Consider the following 17,053-nt stretch of genomic DNA (forward strand, 5'->3'; position numbering starts at 1 on the left):
AATCTATTTTATGCAAACTGTTTGCTATCGAAGTTTTTGTATCAGCTCACTTTCAGTTACCTTTACCTGTTCCCCGCTTTCCATGTCCTTTAATGACAATTGCCCTGAAGTAGCCTCTTCGTCACCCACTAATAATACGTAGGGGATTCCTTTCCCATCCGCATAACCCATTTGTTTCTTCAATTTTACAGGAGAAGCATAGAGTTCCGAAGCGATATTTTCCTTCCGAAGCTTATTGAGTAAATTCAGGGTGTAACTTTCCAGTTGTTTATCAAAATTTATAATCAGGAGTTTGGTAGAATCGGCCTTACCGATAGGAAATAAGTCCAGCTCTTCCAACACATCATAGATACGATCCGCACCAAAGGAAACACCGACTCCGGTCAGCCCCTTCAGACCAAACATACCCGTGAGATCATCGTAGCGACCACCGCCACCGATACTTCCCATGGCAACCTCATTCGTCTTGACCTCAAAAATACAACCTGTATAATAATTGAGGCCTCGAGCCAATGTAATATCCAGATCTATGATTTGATTAAGCAATTTTTCTTCAGCACCTAATTTGCCGACATAGTCAAACACTTCCTCAATCTCAGCGATACCATTTAAACCGACAGCAGAAGTTGCTAAAATCGTTTTTAAGGAAGACAGTTTCTCATCATTCGAGCCTTCCAATAAAATTATAGGTTTCAAAATAGCAAGATCTGCCTCGGTGAAACCCCTTTCCAACAATTCTTTGTTGACACCTTCCAACCCGATTTTATCCAATTTATCGATCGCGACAGTCATATCCACAATCAGTTCCGGTTTTCCGATGATTTCAGCAATACCTGAAAGAATTTTCCGGTTGTTGATTTTAATATTAAAATCTTTCAGTCCAAAACGTTCGAAGGCTTCTTGATAAATCAAAATAAATTCAGCTTCATTCAATAAACTTTCTGACCCGACCACGTCGACATCACATTGATAAAACTCACGGTATCTTCCGCGTTGCGGACGATCTGCACGCCACACAGGTTGCACCTGAAAACGCTTAAATGGTAAGGTAATATCATTTTGGTGCATCACAACATAGCGTGCAAACGGCACCGTAAGATCATATCGTAATGCTTTCTCTGATATATGAGGAATGAGCTTATTGGAATTTTTATCATGAAGCAGGTTATCTGGCGCTTTCGCCAAGTAATCACCCGAATTAAGAATCTTAAAGATCAATTTATCACCCTCGTCACCGTATTTACCGGTAAGGGTTGTCAAATTTTCAAATGAAGGGGTCTGTATTTCATTATAGCCATATTTTCTGAATACCGTTTTCAGTGTATCGAAAATATAGTTACGTTTGATCATTTCGGAAGGTGAAAAATCACGCGTTCCTTTTGCCAAAGAAGGTTTTACTACTGCCATATTTGGCAAAGTTAATAAAATCCTTTATTCTACTTCTAGAATTTTAAGGAATTCACAGGCTTTTTCGGCTGCAGATTTCTCTGCAGATTTCTTATTAAAATCACGGCCAAGTCCACAAACAATACCATCAACGACCGCTTCAATACTAAACATTTTAGAAGACTCTCCTTCCGGATTGTCTGTTTGCCGAAATACGATCTCTTTGCCAGTATGTTGACACCACTCAATCAATCGACTCTTAAAGTTTGTTTCCGTCTGTTCCAATAGATGAATATCGACGTGCGGTTTAATAATTCGATTCAACAAAAAGCTCTTTGTAAAAACATAGCCCCTGTCCAGATAGACTGCCCCTACCAATGCCTCAAAAGCATCACCCAATAAGGATCCCTGTTTATTCGGAAAACTGATCATTCGCGCATCAAACTGGATAAGCTCATTAAAACCCAACTTTCTAGAAAGTTGATTTAGGTTCGCTCTACTGACAATTTTTGAGCGCATTTCAGTCAGGAACCCTTCATCTTTATAAGGATACTTCTTAAATAACAGCTCAGCCACAACCGAACCCAAAACAGCATCACCCAAGAATTCTAAACGTTCGTTGCTATTCTTGGCGCCCTCTTTAATTGTAACGGCAACAGACTTGTGTCTAAAAGCCATCTTGTACAGATGTACATTTCCGGGGACAAATCCAAGCAGGTTTTTTAGTTTTCTAACGTATTCCCGATCTGGCGAAAAATATAATTTATATATCCTTGCAAAAGGCATCTCTTCTAAAAATAAGGCGACAAGTCCTAGTTAAAGAACCTGTCGCTAGCTCATATTATCAAACCATGTTTGAAGGATCAAACATTAAGCTTTATATTTTTTCACAATAACAGTAGCATTGTGGCCACCGAAACCGAATGTGTTGCTCAACGCCGCATTAACTATACGTTTTTGCGCTTTGTTGAATGTAAAATTCAAGTTATTATCAATTTCCGGATCGTCTGTAAAGTGATTGATTGTCGGAGGGACAATATCATTTTGAACAGCCAATATAGAAGCGATAGTTTCTATAGCTCCTGCAGCACCCAAAAGGTGCCCTGTCATTGATTTAGTTGAACTGATATTCAATTTATAGGCGTGTTCACCAAACAGGTCAACAATAGCCTTCGTTTCACTAATATCACCGACCGGTGTAGAAGTCCCATGAACATTGATATAATCAATATCTGAAAAATCCATCTCTGCATCATTTACAGCCATTGTCATAGCCAGTTTTGCGCCCAATCCTTCAGGATGCGATGCTGTGATATGATGCGCATCAGCACTCATTCCACCCCCTGCAATCTCTGCATAGATTTTTGCTCCACGTGCTAAGGCATGCTCCAAACTTTCTAAGATCAAGGCACCTGAACCCTCTCCCGAAACAAAACCATCTCTATCTTTATCAAAAGGACGTGAGGCTGTTTTAGGGTCGTCATTTCTGGTTGACAAAGCATGCATAGCATTGAACCCACCAATTCCGGCCTCATTAACTGTAGCTTCTGATCCACCCGTAACAATCACATCAGCTTTGCCCATACGGATATAGTTAAAAGCATCTATCATTGCATTGGTAGCCGAGGCACAAGCCGATACGGCAGAAAAGTTAGGCCCACGAAGACCATGACGCATTGAAATATGTCCTGGAGCAATATCAACGAGCATCTTAGGAATGAAGAAAGGATTGAAACGAGGTGTTCCATCTCCCTTTGCAAAGTTTGCAACTTCTTCAGTGAAAGTTGTTAACCCCCCTATTCCTGAGCCCCAAATTACTCCGATACGATTTGTATCTAATTTTTCAAAATCTAAGCCAGCATCTTTAATTGCCTCATCTGTTGACGCAATTGCATACTGGACAAAAGGATCGACTTTACGAGCTTCCTTACGATCCATAAATTCATGCGGATCAAACCCCTTTACCTCACATGCAAACTGAGTCTTGAATTTTGACGCATCAAAATGCGTAATAGGAGCAGCTCCGCTTACACCATTTATTAACGCCTCCCAGTAAGCTGAGACGGTATTTCCAATTGGTGTAAGGGCGCCTAATCCTGTTACTACTACTCTTTTAAGCTCCATTTATTACGATTAGCCTAATTAAATTAGTTAGTTAACGTTTTTTTCTAAATAAGCGATTGCTTGACCAACAGTACCAATAGTCTCTGCTTGATCATCAGGAATAGCAACGTTGAATTCTTTTTCAAACTCCATGATCAACTCAACAGTGTCAAGTGAATCAGCACCTAAATCATTAGTGAATGAAGCTTCTGGTGTTACTTCGTTTTCGTCAACACCTAATTTTTCAACGATAATTGCTTTTACTCTTGAAGCGATATCTGACATGATTTTATAGTTTAATTGTTTAATAAATCTGTGCAAAGAAAAATAAATTTCATCAAAATTCAAACCTAAATTGATATTTAGATGAAAGTCACCACGTTAGGCGACCGAACTTATTCGCGTCTTATACTAGCTAACCCACTCTATATTAACTTAGTTCAAGTATAACAAAAAATATTTTGTATTCCAAACGCTCAGCTAATTAACTCAAATTTTACACAAAAAGTATATTCCAACCTTAAATTTATTAGTACCTTCGTTAGCAGAGGAGCATATATTTAAGCATTAAAGTGGTCAATAAGTTAGTAGCAAGATTAGATATGGATATGGACGAAGAGTTGGATTTTACCCTACTCGCCATCACCTGTTCTCTGAAAGATTACCGACTCTGCCATTTTATCAACAAGGAGACTAATCTGAATTTTTCCAGAGGAAAAGAAAGTAAATACGACCATGATGGCCGACAAAAAAACAAACCCGAAGAAGAACTTGAATATCATATTATCTTTGACACAAAGAAAAAAATAAGCTACCACTTCACTGCTTTTCATTACCTTATCCCCGATGCTGATACGGAATATTTTCTTATCAACAATAAGAGCATCGAAGGAACTTATTTAATTCCCGAAAACCCCCACTTTGATTTTTTTATCATTATCAAAAACTACATCTGTGAGGATGACGTGGAACATATTATCAAAAGGATCAGCAAATTACCCGAAGTTGTCATTGCAAAAGAAATATCGCCAAAAATATTGAAATCTAAAGAAAATCTCATATTTTAGCAAACTGTAGGTTAGTGTAGCAAATACACCCCAGTTTAGATCTAAATTAATTCGATTTAGTTTTGACAAAACACAACAATATAGTGAGCTATTTGTTGTGATTAATGAAGAACATTTAAAATACAAAATAACAGATGGAAAAAGTTCAAAAAAGGACTAAAATTGTCGCAACATTAGGCCCTGCCTCGGCAGACAAACAAGTTTTGACCAACATGATTGCCAAAGGGGTTGATGTGTGCCGGTTGAATTTCTCTCATGGCAGCCAGGAAGATCACCTTAAGGTAATCGAAACTATAAATGCAATAAATAATGAAACAGGATTCAATGTTGCCATCTTAGCCGATTTACAAGGTCCAAAAATTAGGATCGGAAAAATGAAAGAAGGTGGCGCTGTTCTCGTGAATGGTTCAAAAGTTGAAATCACAACACACGAACTTATCGGAGACGAAAACAGAATCTACATTACATACGAAAACTTTCCAAACGATGTTGAAGCCAACGAAATCATTTTACTTGATGACGGAAAACTTCAACTTCGTGTTTTAGAGACCAATCATAAAGACACTGTTACCTGTGAAGTTGTACACGGAGGTGTCCTTACTTCACGTAAAGGCGTTAACTTACCAAATACTAAAGTATCGATCCCTTCGTTGACCGAAGAAGATTTAGACAACTTGAATTTTGCCTTGGATCATGGTGCAGACTGGATCGCTATGTCTTTCGTCCGTTCGGCAGAAGATATTTTTCAATGTAAAAAAATCATCGAGGCAAAAGGAAGCCATGCACGTGTAATCGCAAAAGTTGAAAAACCAGAAGCGATTGAAAATATTGATGCAATTATCGAAGCTACAGATGCTGTTATGGTTGCTCGTGGAGATTTGGGTGTTGAGCTTCCAATGGAAGAGGTACCAGGACTTCAAAAGATCATCGTACAGAAATGTAGAGATCTTTCAAAACCAGTGATCATTGCGACACAGATGTTGGAAAGTATGATCACTACACCACGTCCTACACGTGCTGAAGTAAATGACGTAGCCAACTCCGTATTGGATGGAGCGGATGCTGTGATGTTAAGTGGCGAGACTTCAGTCGGTGAATTCCCTGAAATCGTTATCGAAACAATGAGCAAAATCATTATCCACGTGGAACAAACTTCTTATCCTTATTATAATGAGAAAGTTAGTGAAATCCACGACGGAACACTTATTCCGGATGCGATTTGCGCTTCTTCGGTTTACCTTGCTCAAAAAACAAATGCATCTGCAATTGCGGTATTGACATCATCTGGTGCAACAGCGTTTGAAATTACAAGTTATAGACCAAATGTAGATATTTTAGTTTTCACAGGAACACAAAAATTACTGAAACAACTCAGCCTACTTTGGGGAGTAAAAACTTTTATCTACGACAAGTTCGAAAGCACGGATGGATCTATCCATGATGTTAACAAATTTATTGTAAAAAATAACTACGTTAAACCTGGATCTATCATTATCAATACAGCTTCGACACCGTTAATCGAAAAAGGTAAAACAAATACAATCCGTGTTTCCCAGCTATAATGGACAATAAGGATTAAAGCAAAAAAAATAGCGTTCTAGATAGAACGCTATTTTTTTTGCTTGTTTGGATACAAGGAGTCGATTTTTAATTTAAAGTCCTTCACCTTTAGCGAATCATTCAAGCGTCTAAACGGAAGATTGTTTTCTTTCTCATCACCTTTAGGCATTTTTTCCGTTCCTGGCATAGGAGCTAAACCATCCACACGCTTCAGGTTCTTAATAGGCATATTGTACTTCTCATTAGAAGAATCCAATTTTAGGACGGGCATCTTTGCTTCCTTTTCCTCCATCAAAGGAATCTGCGGCTTTACCTTCACCTGCCCCAAAGCAATTGTTCCTATGGAAGATAATACCAATAATAATACATAACTTTTCATCTCTATATAGTTGTTAAGAGTATCTGCACTCAATTGCACCAATGAACACGTTATACTCGGCTTATTCACTTCTATAGCAGCCAGAATTAACCGCGTAGACTAAATTTATCAATAGACCAATTCAGCACATAATTTATTTCTATTCACTAATTTACAAACAACAGCACCTATATTTAAACAGATTGCTGTTAAACATTGTTAAAACAGCTTCAAAACACATTAGCATCTTTATATTTGTAACAATTTAAGAAAATATGGGCTACCGGACCTTAAATGGCCACTCACATGGTATAAGGGATGGATACGCAAAAGGTAAATAAACTGAGTACTATAAACTTTGTGATATATTCAAAATACATTTATTTAACACCCAACCCTAATGAAGAAAAATAGCATTGTATTAATCATTGGACTGATGTCTCTAGCTCTAATTGGGGTATTGGCTATGCAATTCTATTTTCTGAGAGATTCATATCGTCAAAAATCCCAATTATTTGATGAGTCCGTCAATGCTGCGATTACAGCTGTTGCTGGAAAGCTTGAACGACGGGAGGTGGTCGACTTTGCTAAAGTTCAACAGGAACGTAACATTGAAAAATCCAAGCAGGAACAGGCCAAACAACGTCTGTTGGCCGAGCAACTCGAAATACAGTATAGAATTGAAGAATTAAAAAACAAACAACATGTTGTTTTCTCAAACTTCAAAGAGCAAGAAGACCAATTACGTGCTTTGTATCCAAATGTAATTGAAATCAAAAATTCCTTTTACGAAACATACATCAAAAGACCGGAGTACCAGAAATTTATCAAATTTTCTGTTTCAAATGAGCTTACCGACGATAATCTGGTACAAGCTTTTATCATGTTAAATGCGTCCAAAGTAGATGATCAGGTGAATGGGAAAGATGACAGCACGCGGTTTGTTATCCCACTAATGGACCCATTGGTCAATCAACAGACAAAATTCAGGGTAGCCACCTTACCACCAAGAGAGAATGCAAAACTTGCAAAAACCATCTCTGATTTGGAAAAAAGGCTCGATGTGCTAAACAGAAAGAATTCTTGGTCCGGTTTCAACGTTTACGACTCCGTTGCTATGCTCGGTGGTAAAAAGGCAGATTACATCGAAGATGTTGCTATTGGAATGGAGCTAGCAAAGCGTCCGTTAAAGGATCGGTTGAATGTCATCATTGTCCAGGAACTGATCAAAGATGAGTTGGCTCAACGCGATATTAAAGCTCCTTTTAATATTGAAATATGGAGTACAAACAATATATTACTAAATAATATTTTAAACGAAGCCGCTCTAAATAACCCGACAAATACAACAAAATACTCGACCGCACTTTTTAAAGGTGATATCGGTGCTGCGCCAGGGAAATTAACAATCTATTTTCCCAATAAAAAGGCGATAATCGCAGATAATATGGGCTATCTGTTACTACCTATGCTGGCACTACTTTTCTTGTTGGTGGGTTGTTTTGCTTATACACTGATTATCATCTTCAGACAAAAGAAAGTTTCGGAAATGAAAACAGATTTCATCAACAACATGACGCATGAGTTTAAAACACCTGTTGCAACAATTATGATTGCCAGCGAGTCACTTAAAGATCCAGACATCAATGCCGACCATAAGCGCGTTCAGAAATTGGCTAATATCATCTACGACGAAAATGTTAGACTCGGAAATCACATCGAACGTGTGCTTGACCTAGCCCGATTGGAAAAGGAAACATTAAAGTTAGACCAGGTGGATGTGCATATTAATGATCTTGTCTCAGCAGTTACCGACAGTATGCAGTTAAGGATGCAAAATATCGGCGGAAAATTTTCCATAGATCTAGCGGCGGCGAAAGATGTTGTTGTTGGTGACGAGCTGCATTTTTCAAATGTATTTTATAATCTACTGGATAATGCAATTAAGTACAACAAAGGAGATCTGCATGTGAATATTCAATCCAAAAATGTTGGTGATACCATTGTTATCACCATTGCCGACAACGGTATTGGGATGAGTCGGGATCACCTGCAAAAGATTTTCGACCAGTTCTACCGTATTCCAACTGGAAATGTTCATAATGTCAAAGGATTTGGTCTTGGCTTAAGTTATGTCCAGGACATCCTGAGAAGGCTGAACGGAAAAATTACAGTTAAAAGTGAAAAAGATAAGGGCACGACCTTTGAAGTAATTTTGCCTATTAAAAAATAAAACGTTCCTTTTTTGTATATTTCCTCTTTAAAAAATTTCAAAGGTTGAGGAAAACTGATTTATCAGTATCAAGGGACATTGGTGAAAATTAATATAATCATTATGCAAAAGATATTATTAGCAGAAGATGATCCTAATTTGGGGGATCTTTTAAAAGACTATCTCGAATTAAAGGGAAAATTTGACGTCACATTATGCACGGATGGAGATGAAGCGATTTCTCAATTCAAAAAAAATAACTACGACCTCTGTATTTTCGATGTCATGATGCCAAAAAAGGACGGATTTACAGTTGGACGTGAAATCAGAAAAACAAACAATACTGTTCCTATTATCTTTGCCACAGCAAAGGGGATGATGGAAGATAAAACCGAAGCCTTTGAATTAGGGGGAGATGATTATATCACAAAGCCTTTTCGAGTGGAGGAATTATTGCTCCGCATCAATGCTTTGCTGAAGCGCAGTGTTCGAGACAAAGAAGAGGAAGTGGTTGCTGATAAATTTGAAATTGGTGATTATTTCTTTGATTATACAAGTCAGCAAATTTCTTACAAAGGACAGATGCAAAAACTATCCACTAAAGAAGCGGAACTACTGCGCTTGCTTTGTTTAAAGAAAAATGATGTGCTGACCCGGGAAGAAGCTTTATTAAAAATATGGCATGATGACAACTACTTTACGGGTAGAAGTATGGATGTATTTCTCAGTAAACTTCGTAAATATCTAAAAGAAGATAGTAAAGTTGAAATTGTCAATGTGCACGGAAAAGGTTACAAACTTTTGGTGAGCTAAAAGAATGGGGAATGAGAAACAGTCATTCCCCATTTTTTATGCTACACAGCGTATTGAAACATGACATACACTAAATCACGGATGAAAAGAAAAGAACAAAACAATTTTATCCTTAGTAGAATATAAAAAATTGACGCACTTTTATAAAAAATTTGCATTTCAAAAAGAAATGTTCTAACTTAGCGTCGCTTATAGAGAAAGGCAGAGGGAATAGACCCGATGAAGCCTTAGCAACCTGTCCCTTGACAAGGTGCTAAATTCTACCCTACTTGATATGGGAATGATAAGCCGAAGTCACCGAATTCTAGTGTGTCCTTCTCTCTCTAGCAAGAAATATAGTTGAAAAAGAAATATTAAAAACATTCATTATGTTATTGACTAACAATTTAGGTTACCCTCGTGTGGGCGCGTTCCGCGAATTGAAAAAAGCCAATGAGGCCTATTGGGCTAAAAAATCTTCTGTTGAGGAATTATTGGACACAGCAAAAAAAATTCGTGAAGGCAATTGGAAAACACAAAAAGATGCTGGAATAGATTTGATCCCTTCCAATGATTTCTCTTTTTACGATCAAGTATTGGATTTAACCCTTACTGTTGGTGCAATTCCTGCTCGTTACCATTCTTTATTGAATAAAGTAGACAACAATTACAGCTTAGATCTATATTTTGCCATGGCGCGTGGTTTCCAACAAGAAGGAATCGACGTGACTGCAATGGAAATGACCAAGTGGTTGGATACCAACTACCACTATATGGTGCCAGAATTCACAAAAGATCAAGAATTCAAATTGACGTCCGAAAAATTCTTAAATGAATATAACGAAGCAAAATCATTGGGCATCGATACTAAACCAGTTCTATTAGGTCCTATCACTTACCTTTTGATCGGTAAAGAAAAAGAAGCTGGCTTTGACCGCATCGATTTATTGGATAAACTTGTTCCAGTATATGAGCAAATATTAGCTAAACTAGCTGAGGCCGGTGCGCAATATGTTCAGATTGACGAGCCTTTCTTAGCATTGGATTTAGATGCTAAAGTAAAAGCTTTATATCAACCTACTTTCGAAAAATTAGCTGCAGCAGCAAAAAATATCAAATTAATCGCGACGACTTACTTCGAAGCTTTAAAAGACAACGAAGATATCGCAGTTAACTTACCTATCCATGCTTTACATTTGGATTTGGTACGCGGTGAAAACCAATTGGATACGGTACTAGCTAAAGTTCCTGCTTCATTAACATTATCTTTGGGTATTGTTGAAGGCCGTAACATCTGGAAAAATGATTACGAAAAATCATTGGTTAAAATCAAACAAGCTGTTGATGCATTAGGAAAAGACCGTGTATGGGTAGCTCCTTCTTCATCATTGTTGCACGTTCCTTTCGACTTAGACAATGAACACAATGAGCAATCGCTACCAGCTGAAGTAAAAAACTGGTTAGCATTTGCTAAACAAAAATTAGCTGAGGTAAAAGACTTAGCCGTATTAGCAGAAGGTGAAGTTGATGCTGAAACAGCAAAACGCTTCGAAGCGAACAAAGCTGCCGCTGAAAGCCGTCGTACTTCTCCACTGATCCACAAACCAGAGGTTAAAACACGTACAAGCAATATCACTGATGACGATGCGAAACGTACTTCAGCATTTGCTGACCGTAAAGCAGCGCAACAAGCGAAGTTCAACTTGCCGGCATTCCCTACCACAACTATTGGTTCATTCCCGCAAACGAAAGATGTTCGTAAATGGAGAGCAGACCTGAAAAAAGGTGCTATCACGCAGGCAGAGTACGATAAAGCAATCGCAGAAGAAACTGAAAACACAATCCGTCTTCAAGAGCAATTGGATATCGACGTATTAGTACATGGCGAATTCGAACGTAACGACATGGTTGAATACTTCGGTGAACAATTGGCTGGTTACGCTTTCACACAAAACGGCTGGGTACAATCTTACGGTTCACGTTGTGTAAAACCTCCGATTATCTATGGTGATGTATACCGTCCTGAAGATATGACTGTCCGTTGGTCTTCATACGCTCAATCATTGACTAACCGTCCGGTTAAAGGTATGTTGACTGGTCCGGTTACCATCTTACAATGGTCTTTTGTACGTAATGATCAACCGCGTTCAACAACGACTTACCAAATTGCATTGGCGATCTTGGATGAAGTACAAGCGCTGGAAAAAGCAGGTATCAAAATCATACAAATCGATGAACCAGCAATCCGCGAAGGATTGCCGCTACGTAAAGCTGATCAAAAAGATTACTTGAACTGGGCAGTACGTGCTTTCCGTGTTTCTTCATCAAATGTAGAGGACGATACACAGATTCACACACACATGTGTTACTCTGAGTTCAATAATGTAATCGAAGACATCGCTGCAATGGATGCTGACGTCATCACGATTGAGACTTCACGCTCTCAAATGAAATTGTTGAATGCTTTCGCCGGTGATTTCAAATATCCAAACGATATTGGTCCAGGTGTTTATGACATTCACTCACCACGTGTTCCAAGCAAAGATGAGATGGTAGATCTATTGCGTAAAGCAAAAGCAGTAGTTCCAGCAGAACAACTTTGGGTTAACCCTGACTGTGGTTTGAAAACTCGTGCTTGGCCAGAAACCAAAGCGGCTTTAGAGTCGATGGTTGAGGCTGCGAAAATCTTAAGAGCAGAATAATTCTTAAACTATATTGATAAAGCCCTAGATGAAATTTCATCTAGGGCTTCTTTATTGGACCTTGGTTCGAAACAAAAACCGTCATCCGGATAATGTAAGACTATTTTCGGGTGTTCTTCTTTTCTTTCTTGTTTTCCTTTTCTTTCCCGTTCTTAATTTCCTGTTTCCCCTTAATCCGATCTTCAATCGACTTCAGGCTTGACGAAAAATCAAGATCAACATTCTCAAGTTGTGCCATCTTTAACGCCTTCAATGCCTTTTTATATTTTCTCAATTTTTCAAATAAAAGTGCTTTCTTGATCCATATCCCTGCCAAGGGCATCGCCGGAAGTGTCAAAGCAAATTTAATCGTCTTTTTTGCAGCTTCATACTCCCCCATATCGATCAGTGTCTGAATGAAATAAGGATATACCTCCAGTGCCTGCACATTATGCACCAAAGCTTCCTGGAAATACCTTTTTGCCTGCTCATAGTCCAATAGCTGTTCGGCATGAACTCTTCCCATCAAACACAGCGCCATTGTATTGGACTCATCATAAGACAGCGCATAGGATAAGGATTCCATGGTCTCCTCCAAATACATTGGATAGTTATCCAGTGCCTGAAGGACATATTTATTTACTGAATTCATAAAATTTTCTAAAACATAACATTCATATCCAGCTTTCACAATCATCTTGAAAGTAACTGGATTTCTAAAACTCCATAATAAGCTAAGCATATTGGAACAGTGGGCCACCATTTAGAGAGCCAATTTTTAGCCAATATCAACGTGGGTTACTTAACGTATTAAAAAAGAAGATTAGGAAAGGGCCGTATTCCGAAGAATATTCCCGAGAATCTTCTCTGTGGACGAAGCGGGATTTTCTAATATTGCAAACATATTCTTCCGTTTTTATTAATTACTCTGTTAAATTGCAAAGATTCAAAATATTTACCACATTCCCAAAAACTTTTGATTATTAATCTGTTATATCTCACAGCACGATATTGGCATATTATTGTCGCATCAATTTTGCTGAAATTCAATGACTATTTCCCCATCTTTGGACTATGGAAAGTCAATCAGCTAATCAATTAATCAAACTATCAAGAAAACGTAAGGGACTAACGCAGCAGGAACTCGCCGATCAGGCGGGTGTATCGCTAAGAACAGTGCAACGCATCGAAAAAGGCACTGAAGAAATCAGTGGATTTAGTCTCAAACAGATCAGTCAAATCTTAGAAATACCTTTAGAACAACTCATTATGCCAAATGTAAATCAAATCAGTATCGACAACAATCAAACAGGAAGTATTAAAGCGCTATATTTAGCATCGCTCACCTTTCTGGTCAATCCATTATTAGGATTATTGGTCCCAGCGATTATGGGCTATACGAAGCAAAATAAAGACGCCTTTTACAGTAAGCACCTAAAAAAAATAATTGTAATACATGCTGTTGGACTATTTTTTCTCGGAAGTTTCATAGGCTATATTATTATTGCAGATTTTTTTAAGATTTCACTACCGTCTTTTTTAAGCGATATATTCAATAGCGCCTATTTTTTACTCATCCCAGTATGCTACTACATATTGATTCTAACCTTCACTATTTTTAATTATATCACAATAAGGAAGGCCAAGCTCAGTGCTGCAAACTAAACCAATACAAATGAATTTGTTGCGTTCAAAATCATAGCGGTTTCTTTTGAACGATCAATACCCAATCATTCTCCAGCAACAGATAGCCTGTTTCATAAATAAAGTTATAGGTCTGTCCCTTGTTATTGGAAAAAGTATGTGTATGGAACTTAAAATCAAATCCCAATCGCTTTAACTTTTCCCGTTGTATCTTGATCATACCCTCCCCACTCAACGCTTCCAATAAAATACGACGGTTTTTTCGTAGGATATTATTCACATTGCGCACCATATTGGTCTGGTCGCTATTTAATTTATTGTTATAGGCGTTCCGGCAAGCATCATCACAAAATCGCTTGTCAGAACGACCATATATACCCTTGCCACATTCAAGGCAGACTTTCTCGACAGAACTCATAACAGAAGATTAAACGACAACAAACGGTTACAATCGACTATAGTCGAATACAAATGGTAAATAGACGACTATAGTCTTTTCTCCGCCCCACCTTTGCTTAAGATCATCTGGCATCAATAGCCAATGACCGTCAACTAAAATAAGAATTATTAAAAACATTTAAAAATTAGACGCATGAGCACATTACGCAACAAAGTACAATTGGTTGGTCATTTAGGAAACGACCCATTAATCAAAACAACTTCCACCGGCACCAATTATTCCGTATTACGTCTCGCCACCAATGATCTCTTCAAGAACAAAGCCGGCGAGTGGGTTGAAGAAGTTCAATGGCATACACTCGTGGTTTGGGGTAATCAAAACAATACCATTGAAAAGAAATGCCAACGTGGGACCAAACTCATGGTTGAGGGCAAACTCACCTATCGTAATTATGAGAATGCAGATGGGGTAAAACAATATGTCACAGAAATTAAAGTAGATAATTTCTTGGTTTTATCAGAGTCAAACGGTGCCAAAGAAGACAGCCCAACACTTCCGGACGAAAATGAAGATGACCTCCCCTTCTAGTAGGGTCGGCGAGGTAGATTTTTCAAGCCTCTACCTCGTCGATTGTTCACAACTTATTTTGTTAGGCTTGCTGTCAACGCTCTTCCTAGGTTCTCAGCATAAGCCTTCCATAATTTGGCATCTTCCGGTGTAAACTTAGAAACAGCTTCAGTTTCTTTGGTCGCCCATTCCTGTCGTTTGGACGCAAGCTCCTTAAGCTTAACAACATCGCCACTTTTAGCAACAGTGATAAATTCCTTAATATATTTTGTGTAATCCTCCGCTAATTTTTGTGTCTCAACAGAACTAAATTTAGGTATTGGCACTTCGCCGCCTCTATTTTCCAACAGCGTTTTAGCCGTATCTTTTTTAATGTCAATAGCGGCAGTCGTATCTTTTACTTCGACTTTTTTAGTCGTGGAATTATTACAGGAAATAACAAAAAATCCAGCAATTAATGCTAATAAGGTTACTTTCTTCATCTATTTAAATTTAGTTTTTTATCCATGGTAATTTAGCCGTTTATGCATGTTGTACTGAAACTAAATAAATCACACTACTTTTAGCGGATCGACAAGTTCATCATTATCTATCTTACTTATAACATTACCGATTTATAACATTACCGTCCTTGAGATTTATTCTTACCAATAAAAACTAACTCTCTGTTGATGATACATTATCGTACTATCCAGGTACTGACTCCTTATCTTGGATCGGATCCTGCACAAATTTCCATTTTTATTGTGAGATAACAGTTTAGAATAAGCTATCATGAACCAAAGACGTGAATCAACAGCGCAAAAGTTTTACTTTATTGTCGAACTAATTTAATTACAATGCCCGACTTCACAAAATTTTTTGTGGGCATTCACATCTTCAGACCTGATTTAGTAGTCTTCTTTTCTTGCAGGAAAGTCAGCATCAGATCAACTTCAAAGCCGCTTTTAGCAGGTGTATTACAAGGGGTTAACAGGGGGGGGTAACAGGGGTATAGCAGGGGTGAATCCCTGTAAACCCCTTGTTACCCCCCTGTAAGTACAGTATAGTAACACCATTAACCTAGAATATGGTAACAATATGTAAATACGCTCGATACCGGCAATACCAAATAAATAGCAGGGAAAAGTTCCACGCAATTAGATTCGCTCAAACTTGGCATACAATTTCCAGAAATATGCTTTCTCTCCCAAAGTGAAATCAACCTTCTTCCAGACATTTAAGGCTAAACTAATCTCTTTTTCCTGCAAACTGTATTTTCCAATAAAGAACTCTTCCTCGGAAAAATACAAACCAAAGGCCTTATCCAAAGTATGTAAGCTCTGAACATCAACTTCTTCAAAAAACAAAATGGATTGAGGGCTAGCCAAAAAATCGCTCGGTACCGGAATAGCGTCAGCATATTCGATTGCGATGAGACGGTTCCTACTTTGCAAAGGAAATTCAATTATTGGAAGCTCATCTAATTTCGAAAAATGAGTACTCGCTTCAAAAATAGCATCCCGTTCCAGCAGCGGGATTTGTAACAATCTTTTACGTCCAATAATTGAAACATTTGGCTCAAAATAATCATTGAAATTAAGAATTTCATTGACAGATAGATTTTTTTCAATAAGATGCTGCACAGGAATGCCAAAATAATTTGCAATCTTAAGAACAATCTCAATTTTTGGTTCCGCACGCATTTCTTCGTAAGACGAAATATTACCTCTAGTAAGATTAAAAACATCCCCAAATGCCTGTTGGCTCATTCCTTTCACTTTTCTTAATTTCTTAATATTGTTCCCTACGTTACTCATTTTAAAAAAAATTGAATTTTTATTGCAAAATATTTTTGCATTTTTATTACCTTTATGCAAAGAATATGTGCAATATATAAAAAACTTGATTATGTACTTCTCAAAAATTGAAAATTATATCGCCAACATCGGTTACAACATTACCCATAAGGATACAAAAGAAGGAATCTTTGTCATCGAAAATGAAGACGACGGAATTCGTAACCTCATTGTAGGCATTGCCCAACCCATCCTGATTTTTGAGCAATACCTTTTTACAATCAGCAATGACAGCATGGATATGTTCAAATCACTATTGATAAAAAATAGAGATATTATCCACGGCGGATTTGCGTTAACGGAAGATGGTACCAAAGTTATATTTCGGTATACGTTACAAATACATAATCTCGACCAGAACGAATTTGATGCAGCCATCAACTCGCTGAGTCTGTTGATGAGTGAATATTATAATCAGTTAATAAGTTTTTCAAAATTATAGAAT

Annotated in this window: 17 protein-coding genes and 1 riboswitch; of the genes, 8 read left to right on the forward strand and 9 right to left on the reverse strand. The window is 37.8% G+C overall.

Going from position 1 to position 17,053, the window contains the following annotated elements; genetic code table 11:
• Positions 1-24: 24 nt before the first annotated feature.
• The 4 genes from hisS to IQ31_RS04465 all read right to left on the reverse strand — a co-directional run bounded on the left by hisS (position 25) and on the right by IQ31_RS04465 (position 3,774).
• A complete protein-coding gene (gene hisS, locus IQ31_RS04450) occupies positions 25-1,407 on the reverse strand; it encodes a histidine--tRNA ligase (protein WP_075990858.1) in 1,383 nt (460 codons plus the stop codon).
• Between the two features lie 24 nt (positions 1,408-1,431).
• Positions 1,432-2,172: a ribonuclease III gene (rnc, locus tag IQ31_RS04455; protein WP_088160073.1), complete on the reverse strand. Its 741-nt coding sequence runs from the start codon at positions 2,170-2,172 to the stop codon at positions 1,432-1,434.
• An 84-nt stretch (positions 2,173-2,256) separates the two neighbouring features.
• The gene (fabF, locus tag IQ31_RS04460; RefSeq protein ID WP_046674847.1) at positions 2,257-3,510 is read right to left on the reverse strand and encodes a beta-ketoacyl-ACP synthase II; all 1,254 of its coding nucleotides are present in this window, start codon (positions 3,508-3,510) and stop codon (positions 2,257-2,259) included.
• 27 nt (positions 3,511-3,537) lie between these two features.
• Positions 3,538-3,774, reverse strand: coding sequence for an acyl carrier protein (locus tag IQ31_RS04465; RefSeq protein WP_028070665.1), 237 nt, complete (start codon positions 3,772-3,774; stop codon positions 3,538-3,540).
• Positions 3,775-4,061: 287 nt separating this feature from the next.
• On the opposite strand from IQ31_RS04465, the gene IQ31_RS04470 reads away from it, so the two are divergent.
• Together IQ31_RS04470 and pyk are read left to right on the forward strand one after the other, a co-directional pair.
• The gene (locus IQ31_RS04470) at positions 4,062-4,556 is read left to right on the forward strand and encodes an IPExxxVDY family protein (protein WP_232475665.1); all 495 of its coding nucleotides are present in this window, start codon (positions 4,062-4,064) and stop codon (positions 4,554-4,556) included.
• A gap of 134 nt (positions 4,557-4,690) precedes the next feature.
• Positions 4,691-6,118 (forward strand): pyruvate kinase, encoded by a 1,428-nt coding sequence (gene pyk / locus IQ31_RS04475; protein ID WP_075990855.1) that lies wholly within the window; start codon positions 4,691-4,693, stop codon positions 6,116-6,118.
• 47 nt (positions 6,119-6,165) lie between these two features.
• Here the strand turns inward: pyk and IQ31_RS04480 are convergent, their stop codons facing one another.
• Complete coding sequence (locus tag IQ31_RS04480; RefSeq protein ID WP_145327178.1) at positions 6,166-6,495, reverse strand: hypothetical protein; 330 nt, start codon at positions 6,493-6,495, stop codon at positions 6,166-6,168.
• Positions 6,496-6,874: 379 nt separating this feature from the next.
• Here IQ31_RS04480 and IQ31_RS04485 point away from each other — a divergent pair, with 379 nt between their 5' ends.
• The 3 genes from IQ31_RS04485 (at position 6,875) to metE (ending at position 12,180) form a co-directional block, all read left to right on the forward strand.
• On the forward strand, positions 6,875-8,707 hold the full coding sequence (locus tag IQ31_RS04485) for a sensor histidine kinase (protein ID WP_075990853.1): 1,833 nt from the start codon (positions 6,875-6,877) through the stop codon (positions 8,705-8,707).
• Positions 8,708-8,809: 102 nt separating this feature from the next.
• Positions 8,810-9,499, forward strand: a complete 690-nt coding sequence (locus tag IQ31_RS04490; protein ID WP_172840643.1) for a response regulator transcription factor — start codon at positions 8,810-8,812, stop codon at positions 9,497-9,499.
• A 186-nt stretch (positions 9,500-9,685) separates the two neighbouring features.
• Positions 9,686-9,789, forward strand: a riboswitch (SAM riboswitch).
• 78 nt (positions 9,790-9,867) lie between these two features.
• On the forward strand, positions 9,868-12,180 hold the full coding sequence (metE, locus tag IQ31_RS04495) for a 5-methyltetrahydropteroyltriglutamate--homocysteine S-methyltransferase (protein WP_120333103.1): 2,313 nt from the start codon (positions 9,868-9,870) through the stop codon (positions 12,178-12,180).
• 100 nt (positions 12,181-12,280) lie between these two features.
• Here the strand turns inward: metE and IQ31_RS04500 are convergent, their stop codons facing one another.
• Positions 12,281-12,811, reverse strand: a complete 531-nt coding sequence (locus IQ31_RS04500; RefSeq protein WP_145327179.1) for a hypothetical protein — start codon at positions 12,809-12,811, stop codon at positions 12,281-12,283.
• Positions 12,812-13,233: 422 nt separating this feature from the next.
• On the opposite strand from IQ31_RS04500, the gene IQ31_RS04505 reads away from it, so the two are divergent.
• The gene (locus tag IQ31_RS04505; protein WP_088160067.1) at positions 13,234-13,824 is read left to right on the forward strand and encodes a helix-turn-helix domain-containing protein; all 591 of its coding nucleotides are present in this window, start codon (positions 13,234-13,236) and stop codon (positions 13,822-13,824) included.
• A 31-nt stretch (positions 13,825-13,855) separates the two neighbouring features.
• Here IQ31_RS04505 and IQ31_RS04510 read toward each other — a convergent pair whose 3' ends face one another.
• Complete coding sequence (locus IQ31_RS04510) at positions 13,856-14,221, reverse strand: hypothetical protein (RefSeq protein ID WP_145327180.1); 366 nt, start codon at positions 14,219-14,221, stop codon at positions 13,856-13,858.
• A gap of 174 nt (positions 14,222-14,395) precedes the next feature.
• On the opposite strand from IQ31_RS04510, the gene IQ31_RS04515 reads away from it, so the two are divergent.
• A complete protein-coding gene (locus tag IQ31_RS04515; RefSeq protein ID WP_075990849.1) occupies positions 14,396-14,791 on the forward strand; it encodes a single-stranded DNA-binding protein in 396 nt (131 codons plus the stop codon).
• A gap of 53 nt (positions 14,792-14,844) precedes the next feature.
• Here the strand turns inward: IQ31_RS04515 and IQ31_RS04520 are convergent, their stop codons facing one another.
• The gene (locus IQ31_RS04520; RefSeq protein WP_145327181.1) at positions 14,845-15,252 is read right to left on the reverse strand and encodes a hypothetical protein; all 408 of its coding nucleotides are present in this window, start codon (positions 15,250-15,252) and stop codon (positions 14,845-14,847) included.
• 657 nt (positions 15,253-15,909) lie between these two features.
• The gene (locus IQ31_RS04525) at positions 15,910-16,569 is read right to left on the reverse strand and encodes a helix-turn-helix domain-containing protein (protein ID WP_088160064.1); all 660 of its coding nucleotides are present in this window, start codon (positions 16,567-16,569) and stop codon (positions 15,910-15,912) included.
• A 91-nt stretch (positions 16,570-16,660) separates the two neighbouring features.
• Here IQ31_RS04525 and IQ31_RS04530 point away from each other — a divergent pair, with 91 nt between their 5' ends.
• Positions 16,661-17,050, forward strand: coding sequence for a YbjN domain-containing protein (locus IQ31_RS04530; RefSeq protein ID WP_088163431.1), 390 nt, complete (start codon positions 16,661-16,663; stop codon positions 17,048-17,050).
• The last annotated feature ends 3 nt before the right edge of the window (positions 17,051-17,053 follow it).

The organism is Sphingobacterium siyangense, from assembly GCF_007830445.1.
Lineage (GTDB): Bacteria > Bacteroidota > Bacteroidia > Sphingobacteriales > Sphingobacteriaceae > Sphingobacterium > Sphingobacterium siyangense.

Excerpts from the sequence above, each read along its gene's own strand:
- fabF (WP_046674847.1), bottom strand. The coding sequence starts at position 3,510 with ATGGAGCTTAAAAGAGTAGTAGTAACAGGATTAGGCGCCCTTACACCA.
- IQ31_RS04480 (WP_145327178.1), bottom strand. The coding sequence starts at position 6,495 with ATGAAAAGTTATGTATTATTATTGGTATTATCTTCCATAGGAACAATT.
- IQ31_RS04530 (WP_088163431.1), top strand. The coding sequence starts at position 16,661 with ATGTACTTCTCAAAAATTGAAAATTATATCGCCAACATCGGTTACAAC.
- IQ31_RS04465 (WP_028070665.1), bottom strand. The coding sequence starts at position 3,774 with ATGTCAGATATCGCTTCAAGAGTAAAAGCAATTATCGTTGAAAAATTA.
- IQ31_RS04500 (WP_145327179.1), bottom strand. The coding sequence starts at position 12,811 with ATGAATTCAGTAAATAAATATGTCCTTCAGGCACTGGATAACTATCCA.
- IQ31_RS04510 (WP_145327180.1), bottom strand. The coding sequence starts at position 14,221 with ATGAGTTCTGTCGAGAAAGTCTGCCTTGAATGTGGCAAGGGTATATAT.
- pyk (WP_075990855.1), top strand. The coding sequence starts at position 4,691 with ATGGAAAAAGTTCAAAAAAGGACTAAAATTGTCGCAACATTAGGCCCT.
- hisS (WP_075990858.1), bottom strand. The coding sequence starts at position 1,407 with ATGGCAGTAGTAAAACCTTCTTTGGCAAAAGGAACGCGTGATTTTTCA.
- IQ31_RS04490 (WP_172840643.1), top strand. The coding sequence starts at position 8,810 with ATGCAAAAGATATTATTAGCAGAAGATGATCCTAATTTGGGGGATCTT.
- IQ31_RS04515 (WP_075990849.1), top strand. The coding sequence starts at position 14,396 with ATGAGCACATTACGCAACAAAGTACAATTGGTTGGTCATTTAGGAAAC.
- IQ31_RS04505 (WP_088160067.1), top strand. The coding sequence starts at position 13,234 with ATGGAAAGTCAATCAGCTAATCAATTAATCAAACTATCAAGAAAACGT.
- rnc (WP_088160073.1), bottom strand. The coding sequence starts at position 2,172 with ATGCCTTTTGCAAGGATATATAAATTATATTTTTCGCCAGATCGGGAA.
- IQ31_RS04485 (WP_075990853.1), top strand. The coding sequence starts at position 6,875 with ATGAAGAAAAATAGCATTGTATTAATCATTGGACTGATGTCTCTAGCT.
- IQ31_RS04525 (WP_088160064.1), bottom strand. The coding sequence starts at position 16,569 with ATGAGTAACGTAGGGAACAATATTAAGAAATTAAGAAAAGTGAAAGGA.
- metE (WP_120333103.1), top strand. The coding sequence starts at position 9,868 with ATGTTATTGACTAACAATTTAGGTTACCCTCGTGTGGGCGCGTTCCGC.
- IQ31_RS04520 (WP_145327181.1), bottom strand. The coding sequence starts at position 15,252 with ATGAAGAAAGTAACCTTATTAGCATTAATTGCTGGATTTTTTGTTATT.